Here is a 21738-nt window from a genome sequence, read left to right as displayed (position 1 = left end):
TCCCAAGTTCATTCCAGCGCTCTATGCGCCGCCCCGTCATCGTACTTTTCGGTAACCGTGATGTGCGTGGTGAGAGTCGAGAATTTCACGTACCGGACAGCACGGAAAGCAGGATAGAGAGGATGAAATGTGGGCAGGTCAGGCCGCTTGTGAACATCGAGTGCTGTTCGGCTGTGCGAACACTGTGACCTGCCTGTGTCCCGATTCCGGCCCTGGTCCCGCTTCGCGTCGCGGTCCCGGTTCCCGTCCCCGTCCACACCGCCTTCGACCTGCGCAGGACCCGCGGGCGCCGGGCCGTCTCCGGCCGGTGCCTCGGGCCGTCGTGCGTCCGTGCGGTCGTGCCCGAACGATCGCCGTCGGTGACCGATCTTCGTGCACTGGCCTGGATCTGGATGGAGGGCATCGGTGATCCGACCCTTCGCGGGCTCCGTACCGCCGGGTCCGGTGCGTCGGGGCCTCAGCGGTAGTCGTCCTCGTCGAGTTCGACGATGCGCGCCTGCTCCGCCAGGTCGGCCTCGTTGGCGTTGTCCGGGTCCGCGGCCTGGAGGTCGTCATGGCGGGGTGCGAGATCCGCGCGCTGCTCGGCGGTGTCCGCCTCGGGGGCCTCCACGGAGACCTCGCCGAGCTGCTCGTTCGCCTCGTTCTCAGGGATGTCGGTCCGGTTCTCGATGTCGATGGTGTCGGGGTCGGTGGGGTCGACCGTCATCAGTCCTCATTCCCTTGCCGAGTGCGTGTGCGTGGCTCCTCGCGTGGCTTTCCGGTGCGCCTGCCGGCTGGTGGGGCTCCCTTGTTCCGTCTTCTTCCTTCTTCCGTCGGCTTCCTTGTGCTCTCGTTCTCCGTGCGCTCGACCGTCCCGATCCGGGGGCGGTCCGTCCGTGGTTCCCGTCCTTCTCGTGCGTGGGTGCCCCGGAACCTCCCGTCTGATGCGTGAACGGCCCGTACTGCTGCGTTCGCCGCGGGCGGCACGCCGTCCAGCTCCGGGAGCCGGACCGTCGCCGTCGCATCGTCACCCTCGCCCTCCGTGCACGGGCCAGGACGGGCCGGGCGGGGCGGGTGGGGGAGGGGCTCCTGCGGGCGACGCCCCGGGGCTTCCGGACCCGCGGGCCTGGGCCTGAAGCCTGCGTACGGAGCTGCCGGCCCGCCGTCGCCGGCCCGTCCGCTCCTCCGAGCCTAGGAGACGCGTCGTCCACATGCCATGTGGTCCTGTGACGCCGAACACATCAGCCGTGGTGTGATCGTCTCGTAACATTGCGGCATGTCTTCGACCGAGCTGCCCGCCGTCGCCTCCGTCACTCCTCTCGTGGGGACCACGAGGGCCGCGGCCGGTGAGCGGATCCGCTCGCTGGAGCTGGCAGGGCTCACCCTCGCGGTGCGCTCCAGGCCGCCCGCGGCGAGCGGACTGCCGCCCGCGCTCTACGTGCACGGCCTCGGCGGCTCCTCGCAGAACTGGTCGGCCCTGATGGCGCTGCTCGACGGGACCGTCGACAGCGAGGCCCTGGACCTGCCCGGATTCGGCGACTCCCCGCCGCCGGACGACGGCAACTATTCGATGACCGGTCACGCACGGGCCGTGATCCGCTATCTCGACGCACAGGGACGCGGCCCCGTCCATCTCTTCGGCAACTCCATGGGCGGCGCGATCACCACCCGGGTCGCCGCACTCCGGCCCGATCTGGTCCGCACGCTCACGTTGGTCTCGCCCGCGCTGCCCGAGTGGCGGGTGCAGCGCGGCGCCGTGCCCACCGCGCTGCTCGCGGTGCCCGGCGTCGCGCGGCTGTTCACCCGGCTCAGCCGGGACTGGACGCCCGAGCAGCGGGTCCGCGGCGTCATGGAACTGTGTTACGGGGACCCCTCGCGGGTCTCACCGGAGGGCTTCAGGGACGCGGTGCGGGAGATGGAGCACCGGCTCACCCTCCCGTACTTCTGGGACGCCATGGCCCGCTCGGCACGCGGCATCGTCGACGCCTACACGCTGGGCGGCCAGCACGGGCTGTGGCGGCAGGCCGAGCGGGTGCTCGCACCGACCCTGCTGGTGTACGGGCGTCGCGACCAGCTCGTGGCGTACCGTATGGCCCACAAGGCAGCGCGGGCGTTCCGTGATTCACGGCTCTTGACCCTGCCGGACGCCGGGCACGTGGCGATGATGGAGTACCCGCACACGGTCGCAAGGGCGGTACGGGAGTTCCTGGCGGATCGCGCGCACACCGACGAAACCGAAGAGCCGGGGCGCACCGGCGTAGGGAGCTGACCGGACGCGTGGGACGCCACAGCCGCCGAGGACCGGCCGACGACGGCGACACGGGGAGAACACCCGTCGACACCGGGAGCACACCAGTCGTCCCCGGCACCCCAGGCACTCCCGCCCCGTCGGAACCCGTGCGGCGCCGGCGGTTCTTCGGCGGGCAGGCGTCCGACGGCGGACCGACCGGGCGCACGACCGCGGGCCTGCCCGGCGCAGGCCCGCGCAGCGGCCCTTCGGACGACCTCACTCCCCAGCACGGCACCCCCCGCGTGCCACGGGACGGCACCCCCGGCCGCGGAACAGCGCGCCTCGCCGGTCCCGTCACCCCGCCCCAGGGCACACCGCAGGCCCGGGGCGGCCATCCGGAGCACCATGAACCGGGCGGCGGCTGGGGCACGGCACCGGGGGCGCCGCCGAGGTCGGGCGGCCGACCCGGGGGTCCGTTCGGCGGTCCCGGCACCATCAGCAGTCCGACGTACGGCATGCGCTCCAGGCCCGGCCCGCACGAGGGCACGCCCGGCGGCCCGCAGGCAGGGCCGGGCTCGCGCTGGACGGACACCGGAGCGCACCCGCTGCCGGGCCCGCGCATCACGGGACCGCAGGTCCCGGGTTCGCGCATACCGGGCCCCCGTCAGGAGTACATCGACGCTTTTGACGATGATGACGCCTACGGCCATGGCATGGATGACGACGTGGATGTCTTCACGCCCCGTCGCACCCCACGGGCCGGAACCACGGTTGGCACCGGCTCGAGCAGGCTCTTCCCCGGCGCCGACGGCCCGGACGGCACCGGTGGCCCGGACGCGTACGGTGCGCCGGGCGCACCCGGCGGTGAGACGCGCGCCGGATCGGCGCGGCTCGCCAGCGCCGGCGTGTCGGGGCGTGGACCCGGCGGTCGTGGGTTCGACGACGACGTGACGGACGACCCGTCGACCGACGGGGACGAGGGCAGGGACGACGCGGCGCGTCGTACCACGGGAGGCAAGGGCCGTACCTTCACCGGGATCGCCGCCGCCGCGGTGACCACGGTGCTCGCCGTCGTCGTCGCGGGACAGGTCACGCACGGGCGATCCGACGACGCCCCGCCGCTGGGCGAGGGCCCCAGTCGGAGCGCGACATCCCCCGACTCCGACGGGCGCCCCGAGGGCCCGGCCCGACACGCCCCGGCGCAGGCCCCGCTGACGTACGCCCAGAAGATGGCGAAGATCTACCCGCTCGATCCGCATCTGAAGGCGTCCGGGAAGTTCACGACCGTCCCCGGGCACGACAAGGCGCCCGGGCACGGCCGGGTCTACCGCTACCGCGTCGACGTGGAGAAGGGCCTCGGCCTGGACGGCGAGCTCTTCGCACAGGCCGTCCAGAAGACCCTGAACGACGACCGGAGCTGGGCGCACGGCGGCGGTCGCACCTTCGAGCGGGTCTCCTCCGGGCAGCCGGACTTCGTCATCACCCTGGCCAGCCCCGGCACCACCGCGGCCTGGTGCGCCAAGTCCGGCCTCGACACCTCCGAAGAGAACGTCTCCTGCGACTCGGCGGCCACCGACCGTGTCGTGATCAACGCCTACCGGTGGGCCAAGGGCGCCAAGACCTACGGTGACGAACGCATCCACGCCTACCGGCAGATGCTGATCAACCACGAGGTCGGCCACCGGCTCGGCTACAACCACGTCGTCTGCACGCAGAACGGCGCACTCGCCCCGATCATGCAGCAGCAGACGAAGTTCCTCACCTACAACGGGATCACCTGCAAGCCCAACGCGTGGCCTTACCCGGAGAAGTGACCGGCGTCGAGCGCACCGTCCGGCCTGCGCCACGGGGCTGCCGCTCGGTGGGCCATGGGGCTCTGCGCCGCCGAGCGTGACCACACGCGCGTGAACCAACGCTGAACGGGCGGGAAGGTTACGCCCGTTCACCCCTTCCGGTGGTGCGATGGACAACCGTCCGTCGCACCACCACCGCGTCCGCATACCGTCGTCGCGCTGCGAGCCGCCGATCCGACGGTGGCTCACCGGACGCGAGGTCGGGGGCGGACGCATGCGCGTGGGATTGATCACCGAGAGTGGGTACCCGCACCTGCTCGGTGACGATCTGCTCTGGTGTGACCGGCTCGTGCGCGGGCTCGGGCAGCACGAGTTCGACATCTACGCCCTGAGCGCCGACGCCCGGCAGGAGCGGGCCGGCTGGGTTCAACTGCCCGGCACCGTCCGCAGGGTGTACACCGCTCCGCTGTGGCCGGCGACCGACGCGTTCCCCGCCGTGCGGCACGGCCGCCGGGCCCGGCGACGCTTCCTCGAGTGCTACGCGGAGCTGGTGGCGGCGGTGTGCGCCGGCGGCTCCATGGGAGGAAGCGGTGCGCGGGACGCGGGGGAAGGCCACCTGCGGGGCGGGGGAGCGTGGTGGGGCGCTCACGAACGCGGTGGCGGCGGTGGGCGCGCGACGGGGCGGAAGGGCGCCGGGGGCGCGGGAGCGAGCGCGGGCACGGGCGCGGGAGACGGTGCGACCGGCGTGGTCGAGGCGGACCGTTTCGCCGCCGCCTTGTACGCGCTGGCCCGCTTCGCGCGCGAGGAGGGCGCACCGTCGGCCCTGCTGCGATCCGAGGCCGCACTGCGCGTCCTGGAGCACGCCTGCCGCGCCCCCGGCGCGCTACGCCCCGCGCACTTCGCCCGGGTCGGCGACCTGCTCGCCGTCGCGGCAGCGATGGAGCGTGCCCTCCGGCCCCTGTCGTTCGACTGGTACGACGCCCCCGCGCTCGCTTCGGCCGACGTCTGCCACGTCACCTCGGGCGGCGCGGCCGCCGTGCCCGGCCTGCTCGCCCGGCACTTCTCGGGCGTTCCCCTGCTGCTCAGCGAATACGGCGGCGCACTCTGCGCCCGGTACTTGGCGCGCCCCGCCGCGAGTGCCCCGGTCCGGGGACTGCTGACCGCCTTCTACGGCCGGCTTGCCGCCGAGACCTACCGCCAGGCCGCCTGCATCGCCTCCCCGGGCGCCCGGGTGCGGCACTGGCAGGAGCGGTGCGGGGCGGCACGCGGGAAGCTGCGCACCGTACACCCCGGCCTGGACGCGACGTGCTTCGCCGAGGTCGGTGAGGGCGGTGCGTTCGGAGGGCGCGGTGGGCCTGGCGAGAGCGGTGCGCGCGGTGAGGGTGGTGCGCCCGGGGTGAAGGGCGGGTCCGAGGAGAGCGGCACGCTCGTCTGGGTCGGCAGCGTCGAGCCCGGCAAGGACCTTGTCCTGCTGTTGCACGCCTTTGCCGAGGTCCACCGGGCGGAGCCGGGCACCCGGCTCCGTATCGTCGGCGTCCCCGCGCCCGGCCCTGAGGCGGCCGACTACGCCGCACGCTGCAAGGCACTCGCTGCCCAGCTCTTCCCGGACGAGGCCGCGGACGCGTACAGCACCGGCGAGAACCCGGTCTCGTTCGAGGTCCCGGACGCGGCGGACGGCGCCGGCGCGCGGATGGGCGCGCGAGCGGCGGGTGAGGTGGAGGGCGCACTGGGCGTCGGGCGGTTCGCCGACGCCTGTGCGGCGGGCAGCGTGGTGGTGCTGTCGAGCACCGTGGAGGGCTTTCCGGTCAGCCTCGTGGCGGCCATGTTCAGCGGTCGGGCCACGGTGTCCACGGATGTCGGTGCGGTCGTCGAGGTCATCGGCGGCACCGGGCTCGTCGTACCGCCACGCAATCCGCGGGCGCTCGCCGACGCATGCCTGACCCTGCTGCGCGACCCCGTCCGACGTGCCCGCCTGGGCGCCGCAGCGCGTGCGCGGGCGCTCGAACTGTTCAGTGTCGAGCAGAACATCAGGGCCTACGAAAGCATGTACGCGGACCTTGCGGCGCACTGCCGCACGCGACGCGGCGAGCCCGAGCGCGCGGGGTCGGCCGGGCGGGGGCAGGCTCAGGCCTTGACGCGGCGTGCGGCGTGGGCGGCGCCCGCGGGGCCGCCCAAGAGGCCGGCGCCGTCCGCGGGGCAGAGGGCTCCCGTGATGCAGGCGGCTTCCGCGCAACACGAGGCTTCCGCGGGGCTGGCGGCTTCCGCGGGGCGCGCGGTCCACGAGGAGCGGGTGGTGCTGGGAGCTGCGCCGGCCGGCGTGGCGGCGCGGGAGGATGCCCGATGAGCGCGGAGCCCTGCCCGCCGGTTCCGAACCTGAACCTGAACCAGACCCCGACCCCGACCCCGGCTTCGGCGCATGGGGCGGTGGCCCGTCCGCCGGGTACTCCCACGGCGGCAGTGCCGGCGGCGGTGGCCGTCGCACGGGAAGGATCCGGAGCCGGCGCGGTGGGCGGCTCCGCATCCACCGTGGTCGCACCACCCTCGCCCCGCGCCCGGGTTGCCGCTGCCCCCCGCCCCGTTCCGCCGGCCCGTCCGCCGGCCTGGCGAGCGGCCTCCGCGCCGGCGCGGAGGGGACCCGCCGACCCGGTGCGGGCGCTGCTGCACCAGCACCGTGAGCTGTGCGAGCGTGCCGTCGATCCGCTGGAGGTCGCCGTGGGGCTCGAAGCGGCCGGGATCACCGATCGCACCGTGGGGCGCTTCCGGCACCGGGACGTGTTCTCGCTTGCGGAGGAGATGTACGCGCGCGTGGCGCACGCCGATGACACGGGGACGGCGTCCATGGCCGGGCGCACGCCGGCGGTGTGGAGCGAGGCGGGTCCGGGGGCGCGCCTGTGCGCCAGGTGGGAGCGCGCATGGTCGGGTATCGCGCGCATCGCGGCCGCCTACAGCGCGCGGCTGCGCACCCTGTGGGCGTACGCCGGCTGGTTCGTCGTGGCGCTGCTGCCCGGTGCCGCCGGCGTCCTGCTCCTGGCCGGGCTACGGCTCAGCACGGGAGGAGTACGGCTCGCCGTCGGATCGGGCGGGATCCTCGCCGCGACGGCCGCGTCCTGCCTCGTCCTGCGGTACGGGCCCCTGCGCGCCCGGCGCCGTACCGGCATCGCCACCCGCGCGTGGACCTGCGTACTTCTCGGTTACGCGCTCGTGGGCGACGGCCTGCTGCGCGCCGCTCTCGCGGACGGCGGCCCCGGAGTGGTCCGTACCCTCCGGCGCATGCTCTCCGCGCTTCGGGCGCCCTCCGACGGTGGCACCGGCACGCCATGGGCGCCGTCCGCGGCGCACGGCGCCGGCGCATCAAGCCCCTGGCCCGCGGGCGCCGCACCCGACACGGACCCGATCCAGCCCTTCATGCATGCGCCGGCCCAGGTCACGGTGCTGGTGCTGGCGTTCGCCGCCGTCCCGGCGGCCTGCTGCGCGCGGCTGTTCGTCGCCGGTGCCCGGCGCCGGTTGGCCCGCAGCCGCTGTCTGACCGAATTCACCGCCACCATGCGGCCGCTGCTGTTCGCCGCGCTGGCCCTGTTCCTCTGGAGCCTCACCGCGCTGCTCACGCTGGCCGCGAGCGTCGTCCACCAGGACACCGGATACGTGGGCGTGGGCGCGCTCGGTGTGCTGCTGATGCTGGCCAGGCTGCTCGCGGTGCACGGCTGCACCCGTGCGCCGGCGCTGCTGCTGGGCGCGGCGGGCGCCACGGAGGCGCTGACCTTCGGCGTCGTCTGCGCCGCCCACCTGCCGGGTTGCGGTCGACCCGCCGCAGCCCTCGAGGCCGCGGTCGGCGCGGTCGGGCCCGGCGCGGTGCCCGGCGTGGTCTGCGGAGCAGCCGCCCTGGCTCTCCTGACGTACGCCACCCACGCACTGACCCGTGCCTCCGCCCATCCCCCGTCGAGCCACCTGGTCCCGGCCCGTCCTCCGTCGGGCCACCCGGCCTCGTGATCCGGCAGGGCGCACTCCCAAGAACCAATGCGAAACAGCAAGAACAAGACGTACCTTCCCGAAGGAGAAACGCCAGATGACCACCACCCTTGTCCGAGCCCGCGCACGGGGGGTCGCCCTGTGAGGGTGTTGCTGATCGGAGCGGGCGGATACCTGGGCCGGTTCGTGGCCGACCGGCTGCTGGCCGACCCCGCCGTCCAGCTCACCGCGCTCGGCCGCGGTGATGACGCGGACGTACGGTTCGACCTCGCCACCGGCAGCCCCGGAGCGCTCACCCGCTTCCTGGACGCCGTCCACCCCGGTGTCGTCATCAACTGCGCGGGGGCGATCCGTGGCGGTGCGCGCGAGCTGATCCGGCACAACACGGTCTCCGTCGCCACCGTGTGCGAGGCGCTGCGCCGGAGCGGCTGCGGGGCGCGGCTGGTGCACCTCGGCTGCGGTGCCGAGTACGGGCCCAGCCAGCCGGGCTCCTCCACGGCGGAGGACGCCGTGCCGCGGCCCGGTGGGCCGTACGGTGTGAGCAAGCTCGCAGCGACGGAGCTGGTGCTCGGCTCCGGCCTGGACGCGGTGGTACTGCGGGTGTTCTCGCCGGCCGGCCCCGGCACCCCGGCCGGCGCGCCACTCGGCCGCCTCGCGGAGGCCATGCGGCGCGCCATCCAGGCCGGCGACGCCGAGCTGAAACTCGGCGGCCTCGGGGTGCAGCGCGACTTCGTCGACGTACGCGACATCGCCCGTGCCGTCCACGCGGCCTCGCTCTCCGCCGCCCAGGGCATCGTGAACATCGGCTCGGGCCGCGCCGTCCGACTGCGCGACGCTGCCGCCGTGCTCGCCCGGGTCGCTGGGTACGGCGGGTCGCTACACGAGCTGGACATGCATCCGGGCGCCGGCTCAGGACCGATGCGTCCCGGCATCGGCCACCCGCGCACCGAGCACGACCACGCCCTGCCCGCCGCCTTCCCGTATCCGGACGGCTGCGGGAGCTGGCAGCAGGCGGACGTGCGCACCGCACGCGACCGGCTCGGCTGGCGGCCGCGCATCACCCTGGAGGAGTCGCTCGCGGACATCTGGATGGAGGCCGCCTGCCGCATCTGACCCGGCGGCCGGTCGAAGCCCGGGCGGTCCCGGGGCGGCGGGGGCGGACCGGTGGCGACGGACAGGCGTCGTCACCGGTGCGCAGGCCCTCCTTCCAGGCGGAAGGGCGCCCGTGATGCTGCCCGCCTGGTGGATCCGGGCGTCTCGGTCAGCGGACAACGTGTCTCGGAATGAAACGGGCCATGGCAGTGTTGAACGACTGACAGCTTCCCCGGCTCCCGCATGCGTAGGGGCGGGGGAGATTCGTACTGAACGCCCGACCAGCCCCCAATCGAGGTCTCCGTGTCGCTGCCACCCTTGGTAGAGCCAGCAGATGAGCTCACCGTAGACGAGGTCCGCAGGTACTCCCGCCACCTGATCATCCCCGATGTCGGGATGGAAGGACAGAAGCGGCTGAAGAACGCGAAGGTGCTCTGTGTCGGCGCCGGCGGCCTCGGCTCGCCGGCCCTGATGTACCTGGCAGCCGCAGGTGTGGGCACGCTCGGCATCGTGGAATTCGACGAGGTCGACGAGTCCAACCTGCAACGCCAGATCATCCACAGCCAGGCCGACATCGGCCGTTCCAAGGCCGAGTCCGCCCGGGACAGCATCAAGGGCATCAACCCGTACACGGAGGTCATCCTTCACGAGGAGCGGCTCGAGGCCGAGAACGTGATGGAGATCTTCAGCCAGTACGACCTGATCGTGGACGGCACGGACAACTTCGCCACCCGCTATCTGGTCAACGACGCCTGCGTGCTGCTGAACAAGCCGTACGTGTGGGGCTCCATCTACCGATTCGACGGCCAGGCCTCGGTCTTCTGGTCCGAGCACGGCCCGTGCTACCGCTGCCTCTACCCGGAGCCCCCGCCCCCCGGCATGGTTCCCTCCTGCGCCGAGGGCGGCGTGCTCGGTGTGCTCTGCGCCTCGATCGGCTCCATCCAGGTCAACGAGGCCATCAAGGTGCTCGCCGGCATCGGCGAGCCGCTGGTCGGCCGGCTGATGATCTACGACGCGCTGGAGATGCAGTACCGCCAGGTCAAGGTCCGCAAGGACCCGAACTGCGCCGTCTGCGGTGAGAACCCCACCGTCACCGAGCTCATCGACTACGAGGCCTTCTGCGGCGTCGTGTCCGAGGAGGCCCAAGAGGCGGCCTCCGGGTCGACGATCACTCCCAAGCAGCTCAAGGAGTGGATCGACGACGGCGAGAACATCGACATCATCGACGTCCGCGAGCCGAACGAGTACGAGATCGTCTCCATCCCCGGCGCCCGGCTCATCCCGAAGAACGAGTTCCTGATGGGCAGCGCCCTGGAGTCGCTGCCGCAGGACAAGAAGATCGTCCTGCACTGCAAGACGGGTGTCCGCAGCGCGGAGGTCCTCGCCGTCCTGAAGTCCGCCGGGTTCCAGGACGCGGTGCACGTCGGCGGTGGCGTCATCGGCTGGGTCAACCAGATCGAGCCGCAGAAGCCGGTGTACTGATCGGCCGGATCTGCCGGCGAGACGCGGTGCACCGAATCGATCGGGCAGGGCCCGGTTCCGCAAGGGACCGGGCCCTTCGCCGTCCGGGCACCTGCCCCGTCTCAGGGACGACAACCCAGGTCGGCCTTCGATGGTGCCCCTTACGAGGCGCACACCTTCCCGTCCTCGGGCACCTTGCCGTCGATCAGGTATGCGTTCACCGTGCCGTCCACGCAGCTGCTTCCGCTGCCGTAGGCGCCGTGGCCCTGGCCCTTCCAGGTCAGCTCGATGCCGACGCCCTTGCCCAGCTCGTCGGCCATCTTCCGGGCGCCCTCGTACGGGGTGGCCGGATCGCCCGTGTTGCCCACGACCAGCACGGGCGGGGCGCCGGGGGCGCTCACGGCGGGAGTGTCCTCGAGGCCGGGCACCGGCCAGTCGTGGCACCAGCCCGCCGAGTCCCATGCCATCAGGTCCCCGAAGACCGGCGATATCGCGCGGAACGCTGAGAGCTCCTGCTTGGCCCGCGCCGGCGTGTCACGCTCCTTGCTGTCGAGGCAGGAGATGGCGCGCTGGGCGTGGCTCTGGGTGCTGTAGTGGCCGGCAGCCGTGCGCTCGTTGTAGGCGTCGGCGAGCCGCAGAAGGGTGGTTCCGTCGCCTTCCTCCGCCAGTCGCAGGGCTTCGGTGAGCTGCTGCCAGGACTGCTTGCTGTAGAGCGACCCGGAGATGCCGAGCACGGCCAGCGACTGGGTCAGCTTCCGGCCGCCGGACGTGGGCAGCGGCTTGGCGTCCAGCCGCTTCAGCAGGTCGGCGATCTTTTCGGTGCCCTTGTCGGCGTTTTGGCCGGTGGACGTGAGGTAGTTGTCGAGCGCGCGCTGGAAACCGCGGGTCTGGTTCTTCTCCTGCGTCATGGAGTCCGCTGTGGGATCGACGACGGCGTCCAGGAGGAGGCGGCCCACGTGCTGCGGGAAGAGGTGGGCGTAGACGCCGCCGAGCTCGGTGCCGTAGGAGATGCCGAAGTAGTGCAGCTTGTCGTCGCCCAGGAGGTGGCGGAGCAGGTCCATGTCGCGGGCCGTCTCGGCGGTGGACAGGTGCGACAGCAGGGGGCCGGCGGCGCGTGCGCAGCCGGCGCCGAAGTCCGCCGCGTCATGGAAGAAGGCCTTCTCCTCCGCTGAGGTGTCCGGGGAGAGGTCCACCGACTCGGCGGCCTGGATCTGCCGGTCGCTGCGGCAGCGCAGGCCCTCGCTGGCGCCGACCCCGCGTGGATCGAAGCTGACCAGGTCGTACCGCTCCTGCAATGCGCCGTACATTCCCGCGAAGGGCGGCAGCAGGGAGACACCGGAGCCGCCGGGGCCACCGAAATTGAAGACCAGGGAGCCGATACGGGAGCCGTGACCGGTGCTCCGGGCGCGGATCAGGGCGATGCCGATCGTCTTGCCGTCCGGCTTGGCGTAGTCCATCGGGGCCTTCATGGTGCTGCACTGCCATCCGCCGCCTGGCGCAGCGCCGCCGTCGCTCGCCTTGCACGGTCCCCAGTGCAACTGCTGCCCGGTCAACGAGGCCGGCAACGCGACCGTCGCCCTGGCCCGGTCGGACGGGCCTTCCGCGGAGTGGCTCGAGGACGCGGAGGGGTGCTCCCGCCGGGTGGGCGAACCGTCATCGTCGGCCGAGCCGCCGCCCGAGCCGCACGCGGCGACCAGCAGCGCCCCGGCGACCGTGATCGCAGCCGCCCGCCCGAATCGCACCATCGGTATGCCCCCCTCGCACTGGATCCCCCACGGATGGCCAGTCACGACATAGTAGGCGGCGGCACTGACAGCGCGTGTCACGCAGAGTGATCCGCTGCCGGGCGAGCGAGGGGACGGGGCGGGGGAGCCGGCCTACGAGCAGACGGTGCCGTCCCGCGGCACCTTCCCGTCGAGCAGGTAGCCGTCCACGGCGTTGCGCACGCACTTGTCGCCGCTGTCGTACGCGCCGTGGCCCTGGCCCTTCCACGTCAACTCGACACCGACGCCCGGGCCCAGTTGGTCGGCCATCCTCCGGGCTCCCCGGTAGGGGGTGGCCGGGTCGCCCGTGTTGCCGACGACGAGGATCGGCGGGGCGCCCGGGGCGCTCACGTCGGGGTGCTGCACGGCGCCGCGCACGGGCCAGCCGGTGCAGCTGAGCATCGACCACGCCAGGTAGTCGCCGAACAGCGGCGCGCCCTTGCGGAAGGCGGGCAGCCGCCGTTCGACGTCCGCTGTCGTGTAACGCGCCTTGTCGTCGGCGCAGTTGATGGCGATGTTGGCGGCTTGGATGTTGCTGTAGTGGCCGTCCTCGTTGCGGCCGTTCATCGCGTCGGACAGCATCATGAGGATGCGGCCGTCACCGCGGTAGGCGTCGTCGAGGCCCTCCGTGAGGTAGGGCCAGAAGTCCTTGGAGTACAGGGACTGGGCGACGCCGTTGATGGCGGCGCTCTGGGTGAGCTTGCGCGCGCCCAGGCCGTTGATCGGCTTGCTGTCCAACTTCTTGAGCAGGCGTGCGATGCGGTTCTCCACGTCCTGCTGGCTGTCGCCGATGGGGCAGCCGCCGGACTGCGCCACGCAGGCCTTGGCGAAGTTGTCGAGCGCCAGCTGAAAGCCCTGGGCCTGGGCGAGCGCGCTCTGCTCCGGCGTCTCGGTGGGGTCGACCACGGCGTCGAACACGGCCCGGCCGACCTTGCGGGGGAACAGGTGGGCGTAGACGCCGCCGAGCTCGGTGCCGTAGGAGATGCCGAAGTAGTACAGCTTGTCGTCGCCGAGCACCTGGCGCATGAGGTTCATGTCGCGGGCTGCGTCCTCGGTGCCGACATGCGGGAGCAGCTTTCCGGAGTTGCGTTCGCAGGCCGCGTTGAAGGACTTGGTGGAGCGTACGAACGCGGTGCGTTCGGCGCTGGTGTCGGGAGTCGAGTCCTGCTGGAAGTAGGCGTCGAGCTGCTTGTCGTTCTTGCACCGCACCCCCGCGCTCCTGCCCACCCCGCGAGGGTCGAAGCTGACCAGGTCATAGCGGGTGCGGAGCTTGTTGTACTCGGTGCCGAAGGCGGGCAGCGTGGTGACCCCGGAGCCGCCGGGGCCGCCGAAGTTGAAGATCAGCGAGCCGATGCGCCGGTTCTTCGGGCCGCTTGCCGTCGCGCGGATGAGCGCGATGCCGATCGTGCTCCCCTTGGGGTGTTGCCAGTCGAGCGGCGCCTTCAGGGTGGCGCACTGCCACTTGGTGCCGCCGGGCAGCGGCGAGGGTGCGCCTCCGCCGCCCTCCGACTCCGATGGCGCGGGGCACTCCTTCCAGCTGAGCTTCTGCGACGTGAGGGAGTCCTCCTGGACGTCCCGGTCGCCCGGACCGTTGCCCCTGGCCTCGCCGCAGCCTGCCACGGAGGCGGACAGCAGGACGGTGGTGGCGGCCAGGGCGGCGCCGCGCAGCTGGATCGGCGTGTGCATGTGCCCATCGTGCGGCGGGCCGGCGCACGGCGCTCGGGACCGGAGGCCGTGCGGGTGACGTCCGCACGCTCGGTCACCCCCGGGTGGCGTGCCGGGCCGCAGGGCCACACGGGTGCCTTATGGGCCGCTTTCCCTGGTCGTCGGTGACCGCTCGGGTGGTCCTGGAAGGGGGCGCGTCGACCCGGGCGAGGAGCCCCGGTCGTTCAGAGCGCGCCCCTGCGCGTCAGGTTGTTGAAGAACAGCCAACCGGGCAGCACCGGCAGCCAGAGCGTCAGCAGCCGGTACAAGAGCACGGCCGGCGCAGCGACCTCCTTGGGCAGGCCGATCGCGATCAAACCCACCGTGAGGGTGGCTTCGACCGCGCCGACGCCACCGGGTGTGGGTGCCGCGGACCCCAGCGCGTTGCCCGCCAGGAACACGACCGCCACGCTGGCCAGGCTCAGGTGGGTGCTGTCGTTGCCGAACGCGCGGATCGAGGCGTCCAGGCACATCACGAAAGCGGCCGTCAGCAGCACGGAGCCGCCGATGCCGGCCAGCAGCTTCTGCGGCCGCTGGAGCACGTCCAGCATGCGCGGTACGACACCCGCGAACAGCGAGCGCACCCGGGTCACCACGAACTTCCGCAGGAACGGGATCGAGGCCACCACCAGAGCCAGTACCGCGACCGTGAGCAGACCGCCGATCACGGTCCTGGACGGCGTCAGGGACGGTGTCTTCTCCGTGCCGGTCAGATAGCCGAAGACCAGCAGCATCACGAAGTGGCTGCCGAGCGCGAACAGCTGGGACGCCCCGACGCTCGCCACCGCAAGCCCCGGGCGTACCCCGGCGCGTTGCAGAAAGCGCGCATTGAGGGCCACGCCGCCCACCGCCGCGGGCGCCACGATCTTCACGAACGACCCTGCGACCTGCGCGGCGACCGTCCGCATGAAGGGCACCCGCTCGGGCACGTAGCCCAGCAGGCTCATCGCCGCCGCCGGGTAGCTCAGCGCGGAGAACAGCACGGCCATGGCGACCCAGCCCCAGTGGGCCTCGCTGAAGAGGCTGCCGAACTCGATGTGCGTCAGCTGCGACAGCAGGAAGTAGGCGCCGAAGGCCCCGGCCATGAAGCTGACCAGGGTGCGCGGCCGGATGCGCTCCAGGCGGGCCGGCTCGACCGGTGCCTGCGGCCGGATGCGCAGCATCTCGTGGCGGATCTGGGTGAGCAGATCCTCCTCGTGCGCCTCCTCGCGTGCCTCCTCCAGCGCTTCGTCGACGGCCCGCTGCTCGGCCGCCCGCTCGGCGCGCTGGGCGCGGTTGCCGAACAGCGGCAGCCGGTCCGTGCGCTGGGTGCTCACGGAGCGCTTGGCGCCCTCCTCGGCGGGGACGGCCCGGCCGGTCTCGCCGGTCTCCTGGCGCTCCCCGGAGGTCTCCTCAGATGTCTCGGCAGGCGCTTGGGAGGCCTCTTCCAGGCGGAGCGCCTTCGCACGCCGGGCGGCGTCCAGTACCGCCTCGCGTTCGCGCTGGGACCGCTCGCGGGCCAGCCTGCGCAGCGTCGCGCGCGTGCTGCGGGTCAGCGCGATCGGCTGGAGCAGCGGTAGGCAGTCGGCGACGGCGTCCGGACCCAGCACGCGCACCGCACAGCCGACGGCGCGCTCGGCGCCCACCCGCAGCCCCACGGTGGTCAGCAACTGGGCGATGTCCATGCGCAGCACCAGGTCGCCGGCCGCGATCTCGCCGCCGCGCACATCGGTCAGCACGACCCGGCCGGAGTGGTCCACCAGGATGGCGTCGCCGGCGAGTCTCCGGTGCGCGATGCGGCGTCCCTGAAGGGCCTTCACCTGGTGCCAGACGTCGTGCAGCAGCGCGTCGGTGATCTCGTCGTCGGGCAGGGTGTCCAGGGTGCGGCCGCCGGTGTGCTCGTAGACCAGCATCACCGCGTCCGGGCCCAGCTCGGAGGTGGCGATCAGCTGCGGCACGTTGGCCCCTGCGGAGGTGGCCGCGTAGGCGAGCAGGGCCTCCTGCTCCAGTGCCTGGCGGAGCGACTGGAGGCTGCTGCGGGTGGTGATGCCACGCAGCGTCAGCCGGCGCCAGGCCCGGTAGAAGAAGCCCTGTGCCTGCTGCTCGCGGTCGACCACCGTCACGTCCAGGGGGGCGCCGTCCTCCAAGGTGACGAAGTACCGCCTGGGGCGGTCGGCGTTCTCGGTGGCCTCCGCGCCGAAGACGGCGCGCAGGCCGCGCAGGCCGCCCGGTCCGCCCGTCTGGGCGCCGTGCGCCGGCTCCTGGCGTGCCGCGCTCACCGGGTGGAACCCCACGCGCCGCAGCCCCGCCAGCAGCGTCCGCCCGGTGGGCCGCACGTTGGGTGCACCGACCGCGTACAGCGTCCCGTACGCCACCGTCAGGCCGATCAGCACCGTCAGGATGATCGAGAACGGTGTCGTGTAGCCCGTGACGAGCATGGCGAACGCGTCGAGCAGCAGCACCACCCACAGGACGACACGCCAGCGGGGGCGGCGGGCCATGCCGACCGCCGTCATATAGGCGATGACGGGTGCGAGATAGCCGTGCACGGGGTCGGTCAGGGCGTGGATGTCGCCGGGCGACGGTTGGGTGAGCGCCTCCTTGATGGAGGCGGGCGCGGCCCTGGCCACCCACAGGTCGGTCGCGAGGGTCACGCCGTGCGCCAGCACCGCGGCGAGCACGCCGTCGGCGATCCGGAGCCCGTCACGCTTGATCAACCGCTCGACGGCGAACGCGACCGGCACCAGGAGCACGGCGATGCTCGATGCCAGACCGGCGAACCTGATGAGCAGGTCAGGAGCCTGTCCGGTGCCCTTGTGAATGTCCTGTTCGAATCCGGAGGTGGTGCCGTGTGCGAACGCGGCGATCGCGAGCAGGACGGCGATCGCGAGGAGACCGAGCAGCAGCCGCATCAGGTCCAGGGGGCGGTGCACGCGCGCGGGCAGCAGGGGTTCGTCACCCTCCACCCGGTCGATGTGGGAGCCGCTCACCGTAGGACCGGTGGGCCTGTCCGCGGGGCGCTCGCTCCCCCCGCGCCCCGCCTCGTGCGCCCCGCCCGCGCCGGCGTCACGGGCCCCGTGGGGACCGTCCGTCCGGCCTTCAGGAAGACGCTTCCGGGTGTCGCCCTCATAGGGGTGTCCCTTGGAGTGCTGTTGACCGTTGCCGTGCCGGGGACCCTCCCCCCGGGACGCGTCCGCGCGTGGACTGTCGGCGTGCGAGCCGGCGGACGCGACGGGAGCCTCCGGGCGCGACGCATCGGCAGAGGTGCCCGCCGCCTTACCGGGGTGCACGCCCTGCTCTTCCGATGTGTCTTCTTGATCTCGTATCACCTGTCACCGCCCGCATGATGGTGGCATGTCCCGCTGACAGCCCGGGGCATCAGGGGGGCGTGCGGGGTCCCACAGTGTGCCCCATGCCCCCCAGGACACGACCCATCCCAGGTCACGGTCCGGTCTCGGTGCCGGATCCCGTTCCGTTGTCGTAGGGGTACGGCAGGATGAGGTGGATGAGCAAGGAGAGCCGTCCAGAGGGCGAAGCGTCCGCCGCTGCTGCGTATCCCGAGTACCCCGAGTACGCGGACCAGGTGCTGGAAGTCACAGAACTGATTCCCCCGGGCCGCGTCATGACCTACGGAGACGTCGCCGAGTGGCTTGAGGAGGGTGGCCCGCGCCAGGTGGGCCGGGTGATGGCGCTCTACGGAGCCGCAGTGCCCTGGTGGCGCGTGGTGCGCGCGGACGGCGTGCTGCTGCCCGGCCATGAACTGGAGGCGCTGGACCACTACCGGGCCGAGGGCACCCCGCTGCGCGACGTGGCGACGCACCCTCGGACCGGGACGGCCGGGAGCGGCGGGAGGACCCGGCAGGGCTCCCAGGGGCACCTGCCGCGTATCGACGTACGCCGGGCGCGCTGGGACGGCGAGCGTCGCGCAGAGAGTCACACCTGAAAGCTTCCGCGATCGAGCGCCCCGCAGCCGCCGATCGCCCGTACGGGGGAAGCCGCTCTGTGCCGGCCGGGTCCGGCGTAGCGTCAAGGGCGCGGTCCCCACTCGCCCCGCGGCGCCCGCGCGGCATCCTGGGCCGCACGACCACCAGCACACCCACCAGAACCGGCGATACACGTGAGCTCCCCTTCCTCCACCCGTCCCCCGTCGCACCCGGGGGTTCGACAGGGGATGCCCGGTGCGTACCGACTCGTGCGCACACCGCCGGCGCAGACCCGCCCGCCCCGTCTGGACGCGGCGCAGCGTGCCGTGGTCGATCACGCCGGTGGCCCCCTGCTCGTCCTGGCCGGGCCCGGCACGGGCAAGACGACGACCCTGGTGGAGGCCGTCGCCGCGCGCATCGCCCAGGGCACGGCCCCGGAGCGCATCCTGGTGCTGACGTTCAGCCGCCGGGCCGCGGTGGACCTGCGTGACCGCATGGCGCTGCGCACCGGGGCCGCTCGGGCGCCCAGGGCGACCACCTTCCACTCGTTCTGCTACGCGCTGGTACGCGCCCACCAGGACGCGGATCTGTTCGCCGACCCGCTGCGGCTGCTGTCCGGGCCCGAGCAGGACGTCACCGTCCGCGAGCTGCTCGCCGGCCAGATCGACCTGGAGCGCGCGGGCCTGGGGCAGGTGCGCTGGCCCGACGAGCTGCGCGCCTGCCTGACGACCCGCGGATTCGCCGACGAGGTCCGCGCCGTCCTCGCCCGCAGCCGCGAGCTGGGCCTCGCCCCCGACACCCTGGGTGCCTTCGCACGCCGCCTCGGCCGGCCCGACTGGGGCGCCGCCGCGGCCTTCCTCGCCGAGTACCTGGACGTGCTCGACATGCAGGGCGTGCTCGACTACGCGGAGCTGGTGCACCGCGCCGTGCTGCTGGCGCACCGCCCGGAGGTCGCCGCACCGCTCGCCGCGCAGTACGACGCGGTGTTCGTCGACGAGTACCAGGACACCGATCCGGCCCAGGTGCGGCTGCTGGACGCGCTCGCCGGAGGCGGACGCACCCTGTATGCGTTCGGCGACCCCGACCAGTCCATCTACGCGTTCCGGGGCGCCGATGTGAACGGCATCCTGGACTTCCCGGACGCCTTTCCCAGAGCGGACGGCAGCCCCGCGCCGGTGCACGTGCTGCGCACGTCCCGGCGCCTTGGGGCGCGCCTGCTCGCCACCACGCGCGAGCTCACCCGACGGATGCCCCTGACGCGGCTGCCGGCCCGGCAGGTGCGTGCACACCGCGAGCCCGACCCGGCACGTGACGGGGGACGGGTCGAGGTCTGCACGTTCCCCACGCCCGGCGCGGAACTGGAGCACATCGCCGATCTGCTGCGCCGTGCACACCTTGAGGACGGTGTCCCCTGGAGCGAGATGGCGGTCCTGGTGCGCGCCGGATCCCGCACCATTCCCGGGGTGCGCCGCGCCCTCACCGCCGCCGGCGTCCCGCTGGACATCGACGGTGACGACCTCCCCCTGCGTCACGAGCCCGCGGTGGCGCCGCTGCTGACCGCCCTCAAGGCGGTGGCCACGGCGGCGGCACGCGACGCGGAGCGGCACGGTGGGCAGCGGGGGCGGCTCCAGGAGGCGGCGGACGATCCGGAGCCTGCCCAGGGGGACACCGAGGAGCACGCTCCCGAAGGGCGGGCTGCGGCGCAGGCCGAGCCCCAGGAGAACGTTCCCCGCCAGCAGGAGGACGTTCTCCATGAGGACGATGCGGAGCCGGAGGCCGCGGCTGGGGAGAGGTCCGGCTCGGGCGGGACGATGGGTGCGTCCTCACCGAAGGGCGATGCGGAAGACGTTCCCGGGGGGCGGGCTGCGGCGCAGGACGGTCTCCAGGAGAGCGCTCGGGAGGCGGTTCCCCAGGACGGGTCCGGATCACCGGGACGGACCGGCGGGGCCTGGCTCGACGCCGAGAGCGCGCTGACCCTGCTGGCCTCGCCGCTGGCCGGCATGGACGCCACCGATCTGCGGCGGCTCGGCCGTGCCCTGCGCGACGAGGAGCGCGCGGCGGGCAATCCGGTGCCCCCGCCCTCCGACGAGCTGCTGGCGCGCGCCCTGACCGAGCCCGAACGCCTCGTCGCGCACGACCCGGCGTACGCGCGCGGCGCCCAGCGCCTGGGCGCGCTGCTGCGGACCGCCCGAGTCCTGCTCGCGGGCGGCGGCAGCGCGGAGGAAGCGCTGTGGGCCCTGTGGGACGGCACCCCCTGGCCGCAGCGCCTGGAGCGTGCGGCCCGCCGCGGCGGGCCCGCCGGGCGCAACGCCGACCGTGACCTCGACGCCGTGTGCGCCCTCTTCGCGACCGCGGCCCGCGCCGAGGAGCGCACCGGGGGACGCGGCGCACTGAACTTCCTGGCCGAGGTGGAGGCACAGGACATCGCCGCCGACACCCTCACCCGGCGCGCCGTGCGCCCCGACGCCGTACGCCTGATGACCGCGCACCGCGCCAAGGGGCTGCAATGGCGCCTGGTCGTGGTGGCGGGGGTCCAGGAGGGCCTGTGGCCCGATCTGCGCCGCCGTGGCTCGCTCCTGGAGGCCGACCGCATCGGCCGCGACGGTCTCGCCGCACCGCTGACGCCCGGCGCGTTGCTCGCCGAGGAGCGGCGGCTGTTCTACGTGGCGGCCACGCGTGCGTCGGACCGGCTCGTCGTCACCGCGGTCAAGGCGGCCGCCGACGACGGTGACCAGCCCTCCCGCTTCCTCACCGAACTCGGCATCACCCCGAAGGACATCACCGGCCGGCCGCGTCGGCCGCTGTCCGTCGCCGCGCTGGTCGCCGAGTTGCGCGCCACCACCGTCGACCCGCAGGCCTCCAGCACGCTCAGGGAGGCCGCTGCGCGCCGCCTCGCCCGGCTCGCAGCGCTCGACGACACCGAGGGGCGCCCCATGGTGCCCGCCGCGCACCCGTACCGCTGGTGGGGCATGGCGGAGCCGACGGAGAGCAAGGTGCCACTGCGGGATCGCGACCGGCCCGTCGTGCTCTCCGGGAGCGCGCTGGACCAACTCGCCAACACCTGCGCCTTGCAGTGGTTCCTGTCCCGTGAGGTCAAGGCCGACAGCCCGGCCACGGCCGCCCAGGGCTTCGGCAACGTGGTGCACGTCCTCGCCGACGAGGTGGCCTCCGGGCGCACCCCGGCCGATCTCGGCGTCCTCATGGAACGGCTCGACTCGGTCTGGGACGCGCTCGCCTTCGACGCGCCCTGGAAGTCCGCTCAGGAGAAGGAGCACGCCCGCGCCGCGCTCGAACGTTTCCTCAAGTGGCATGTCACCGACCGCGGCGGTCGGACCCCGGTGGTGGGCGAGCACGGCTTCGACGTCACCTTGGAGGCGGGCTCCTTCGAGGTGCGCATCAGGGGCGCCATGGACCGCGTGGAGCGGGACACCGAAGGACGCGCCTACGTCGTCGACTTCAAGACCGGCAAGCAGGCACCCACCGCGGCCGAGGTGGCGCGCCATCCACAACTCGCCGTCTACCAGCTCGCCGTGCGCGAGGGCGCCGTGAACGACGTCTTCGACGGGGCGTCCCCCGAACCGGGTGGCGCAGAGCTCGTACAGCTGCGGCAGGGCGCTCCCAAGAAGGGCGGTGGCGACACCTTCCCCAAGGTGCAGTCCCAGGAGCCGCTGTCGGGCGAGTGGGTCGGTGATCTGCTGGCCACGGCCGCCGGCAAGGTCCTCGACGAACGTTTCGTGCCCAGTACGGGTCAGCACTGCACCCATTGCGCCTTCCAGGCGGCGTGCAGCGCCCGACCCGAGGGGCATCACGTGGTGGAATAGGCGCATCGCCACGGTCCTGGGCCGACC

Annotated in this window: 12 protein-coding genes; 8 read left to right on the top strand and 4 right to left on the bottom strand. The window is 73.1% G+C overall.

The features are described 5' to 3' along the window. Positions 1–457 precede the first annotated feature (457 nt). The gene (locus NQO67_RS24155) at positions 458–706 is read right to left on the bottom strand and encodes a hypothetical protein (protein WP_255952303.1); all 249 of its coding nucleotides are present in this window, start codon (positions 704–706) and stop codon (positions 458–460) included. Between the two features lie 549 nt (positions 707–1255). Here NQO67_RS24155 and NQO67_RS24150 point away from each other — a divergent pair. From NQO67_RS24150 to moeZ, 6 genes are all read left to right on the top strand, one after another. After that, positions 1256–2248: an alpha/beta fold hydrolase gene (locus NQO67_RS24150; RefSeq protein WP_255952302.1), complete on the top strand. Its 993-nt coding sequence runs from the start codon at positions 1256–1258 to the stop codon at positions 2246–2248. Positions 2249–2256: 8 nt separating this feature from the next. Beyond that, a complete protein-coding gene (locus NQO67_RS24145) occupies positions 2257–4023 on the top strand; it encodes a DUF3152 domain-containing protein (protein ID WP_255952301.1) in 1767 nt (588 codons plus the stop codon). Positions 4024–4276: 253 nt separating this feature from the next. Then, positions 4277–6346: a DUF3492 domain-containing protein gene (locus tag NQO67_RS24140; protein ID WP_255952300.1), complete on the top strand. Its 2070-nt coding sequence runs from the start codon at positions 4277–4279 to the stop codon at positions 6344–6346. A 302-nt stretch (positions 6347–6648) separates the two neighbouring features. Further along, the gene (locus NQO67_RS24135; RefSeq protein ID WP_255952299.1) at positions 6649–7989 is read left to right on the top strand and encodes a hypothetical protein; all 1341 of its coding nucleotides are present in this window, start codon (positions 6649–6651) and stop codon (positions 7987–7989) included. Positions 7990–8109: 120 nt separating this feature from the next. Further along, positions 8110–9081 carry an NAD-dependent epimerase/dehydratase family protein gene (locus NQO67_RS24130; RefSeq protein WP_255952298.1) on the top strand — a complete coding sequence of 324 codons (972 nt, stop codon included), beginning with the start codon at positions 8110–8112 and terminating at the stop codon, positions 9079–9081. A 282-nt stretch (positions 9082–9363) separates the two neighbouring features. Further along, on the top strand, positions 9364–10542 hold the full coding sequence (gene moeZ / locus NQO67_RS24125) for an adenylyltransferase/sulfurtransferase MoeZ (RefSeq protein ID WP_255952297.1): 1179 nt from the start codon (positions 9364–9366) through the stop codon (positions 10540–10542). 140 nt (positions 10543–10682) lie between these two features. On the opposite strand, the gene NQO67_RS24120 is transcribed toward moeZ, so the two are convergent. From NQO67_RS24120 to NQO67_RS24110, 3 genes are all read right to left on the bottom strand, one after another. After that, entirely contained in the window at positions 10683–12266 is a 1584-nt protein-coding gene (locus NQO67_RS24120; RefSeq protein ID WP_255952296.1) for an alpha/beta hydrolase, read from the bottom strand. A gap of 132 nt (positions 12267–12398) precedes the next feature. Beyond that, positions 12399–13970 (bottom strand): alpha/beta hydrolase, encoded by a 1572-nt coding sequence (locus tag NQO67_RS24115; RefSeq protein WP_255952295.1) that lies wholly within the window; start codon positions 13968–13970, stop codon positions 12399–12401. Positions 13971–14173: 203 nt separating this feature from the next. Beyond that, positions 14174–17296 carry a lysylphosphatidylglycerol synthase domain-containing protein gene (locus NQO67_RS24110; protein WP_374119078.1) on the bottom strand — a complete coding sequence of 1041 codons (3123 nt, stop codon included), beginning with the start codon at positions 17294–17296 and terminating at the stop codon, positions 14174–14176. Positions 17297–17472: 176 nt separating this feature from the next. Here NQO67_RS24110 and NQO67_RS24105 point away from each other — a divergent pair, with 176 nt between their 5' ends. Together NQO67_RS24105 and NQO67_RS24100 are read left to right on the top strand one after the other, a co-directional pair. Then, positions 17473–17910: an MGMT family protein gene (locus tag NQO67_RS24105; RefSeq protein WP_255952293.1), complete on the top strand. Its 438-nt coding sequence runs from the start codon at positions 17473–17475 to the stop codon at positions 17908–17910. 174 nt (positions 17911–18084) lie between these two features. Beyond that, positions 18085–21711 carry an ATP-dependent helicase gene (locus NQO67_RS24100; protein ID WP_374119077.1) on the top strand — a complete coding sequence of 1209 codons (3627 nt, stop codon included), beginning with the start codon at positions 18085–18087 and terminating at the stop codon, positions 21709–21711. The last annotated feature ends 27 nt before the right edge of the window (positions 21712–21738 follow it).

The organism is Streptomyces odontomachi, from assembly GCF_024435355.1.
Lineage (GTDB): Bacteria > Actinomycetota > Actinomycetes > Streptomycetales > Streptomycetaceae > Streptomyces > Streptomyces odontomachi.
The sequence above is the reverse complement of the archived record's forward strand: the minus strand, read 5'-3'. Positions and strand labels throughout refer to the sequence as shown.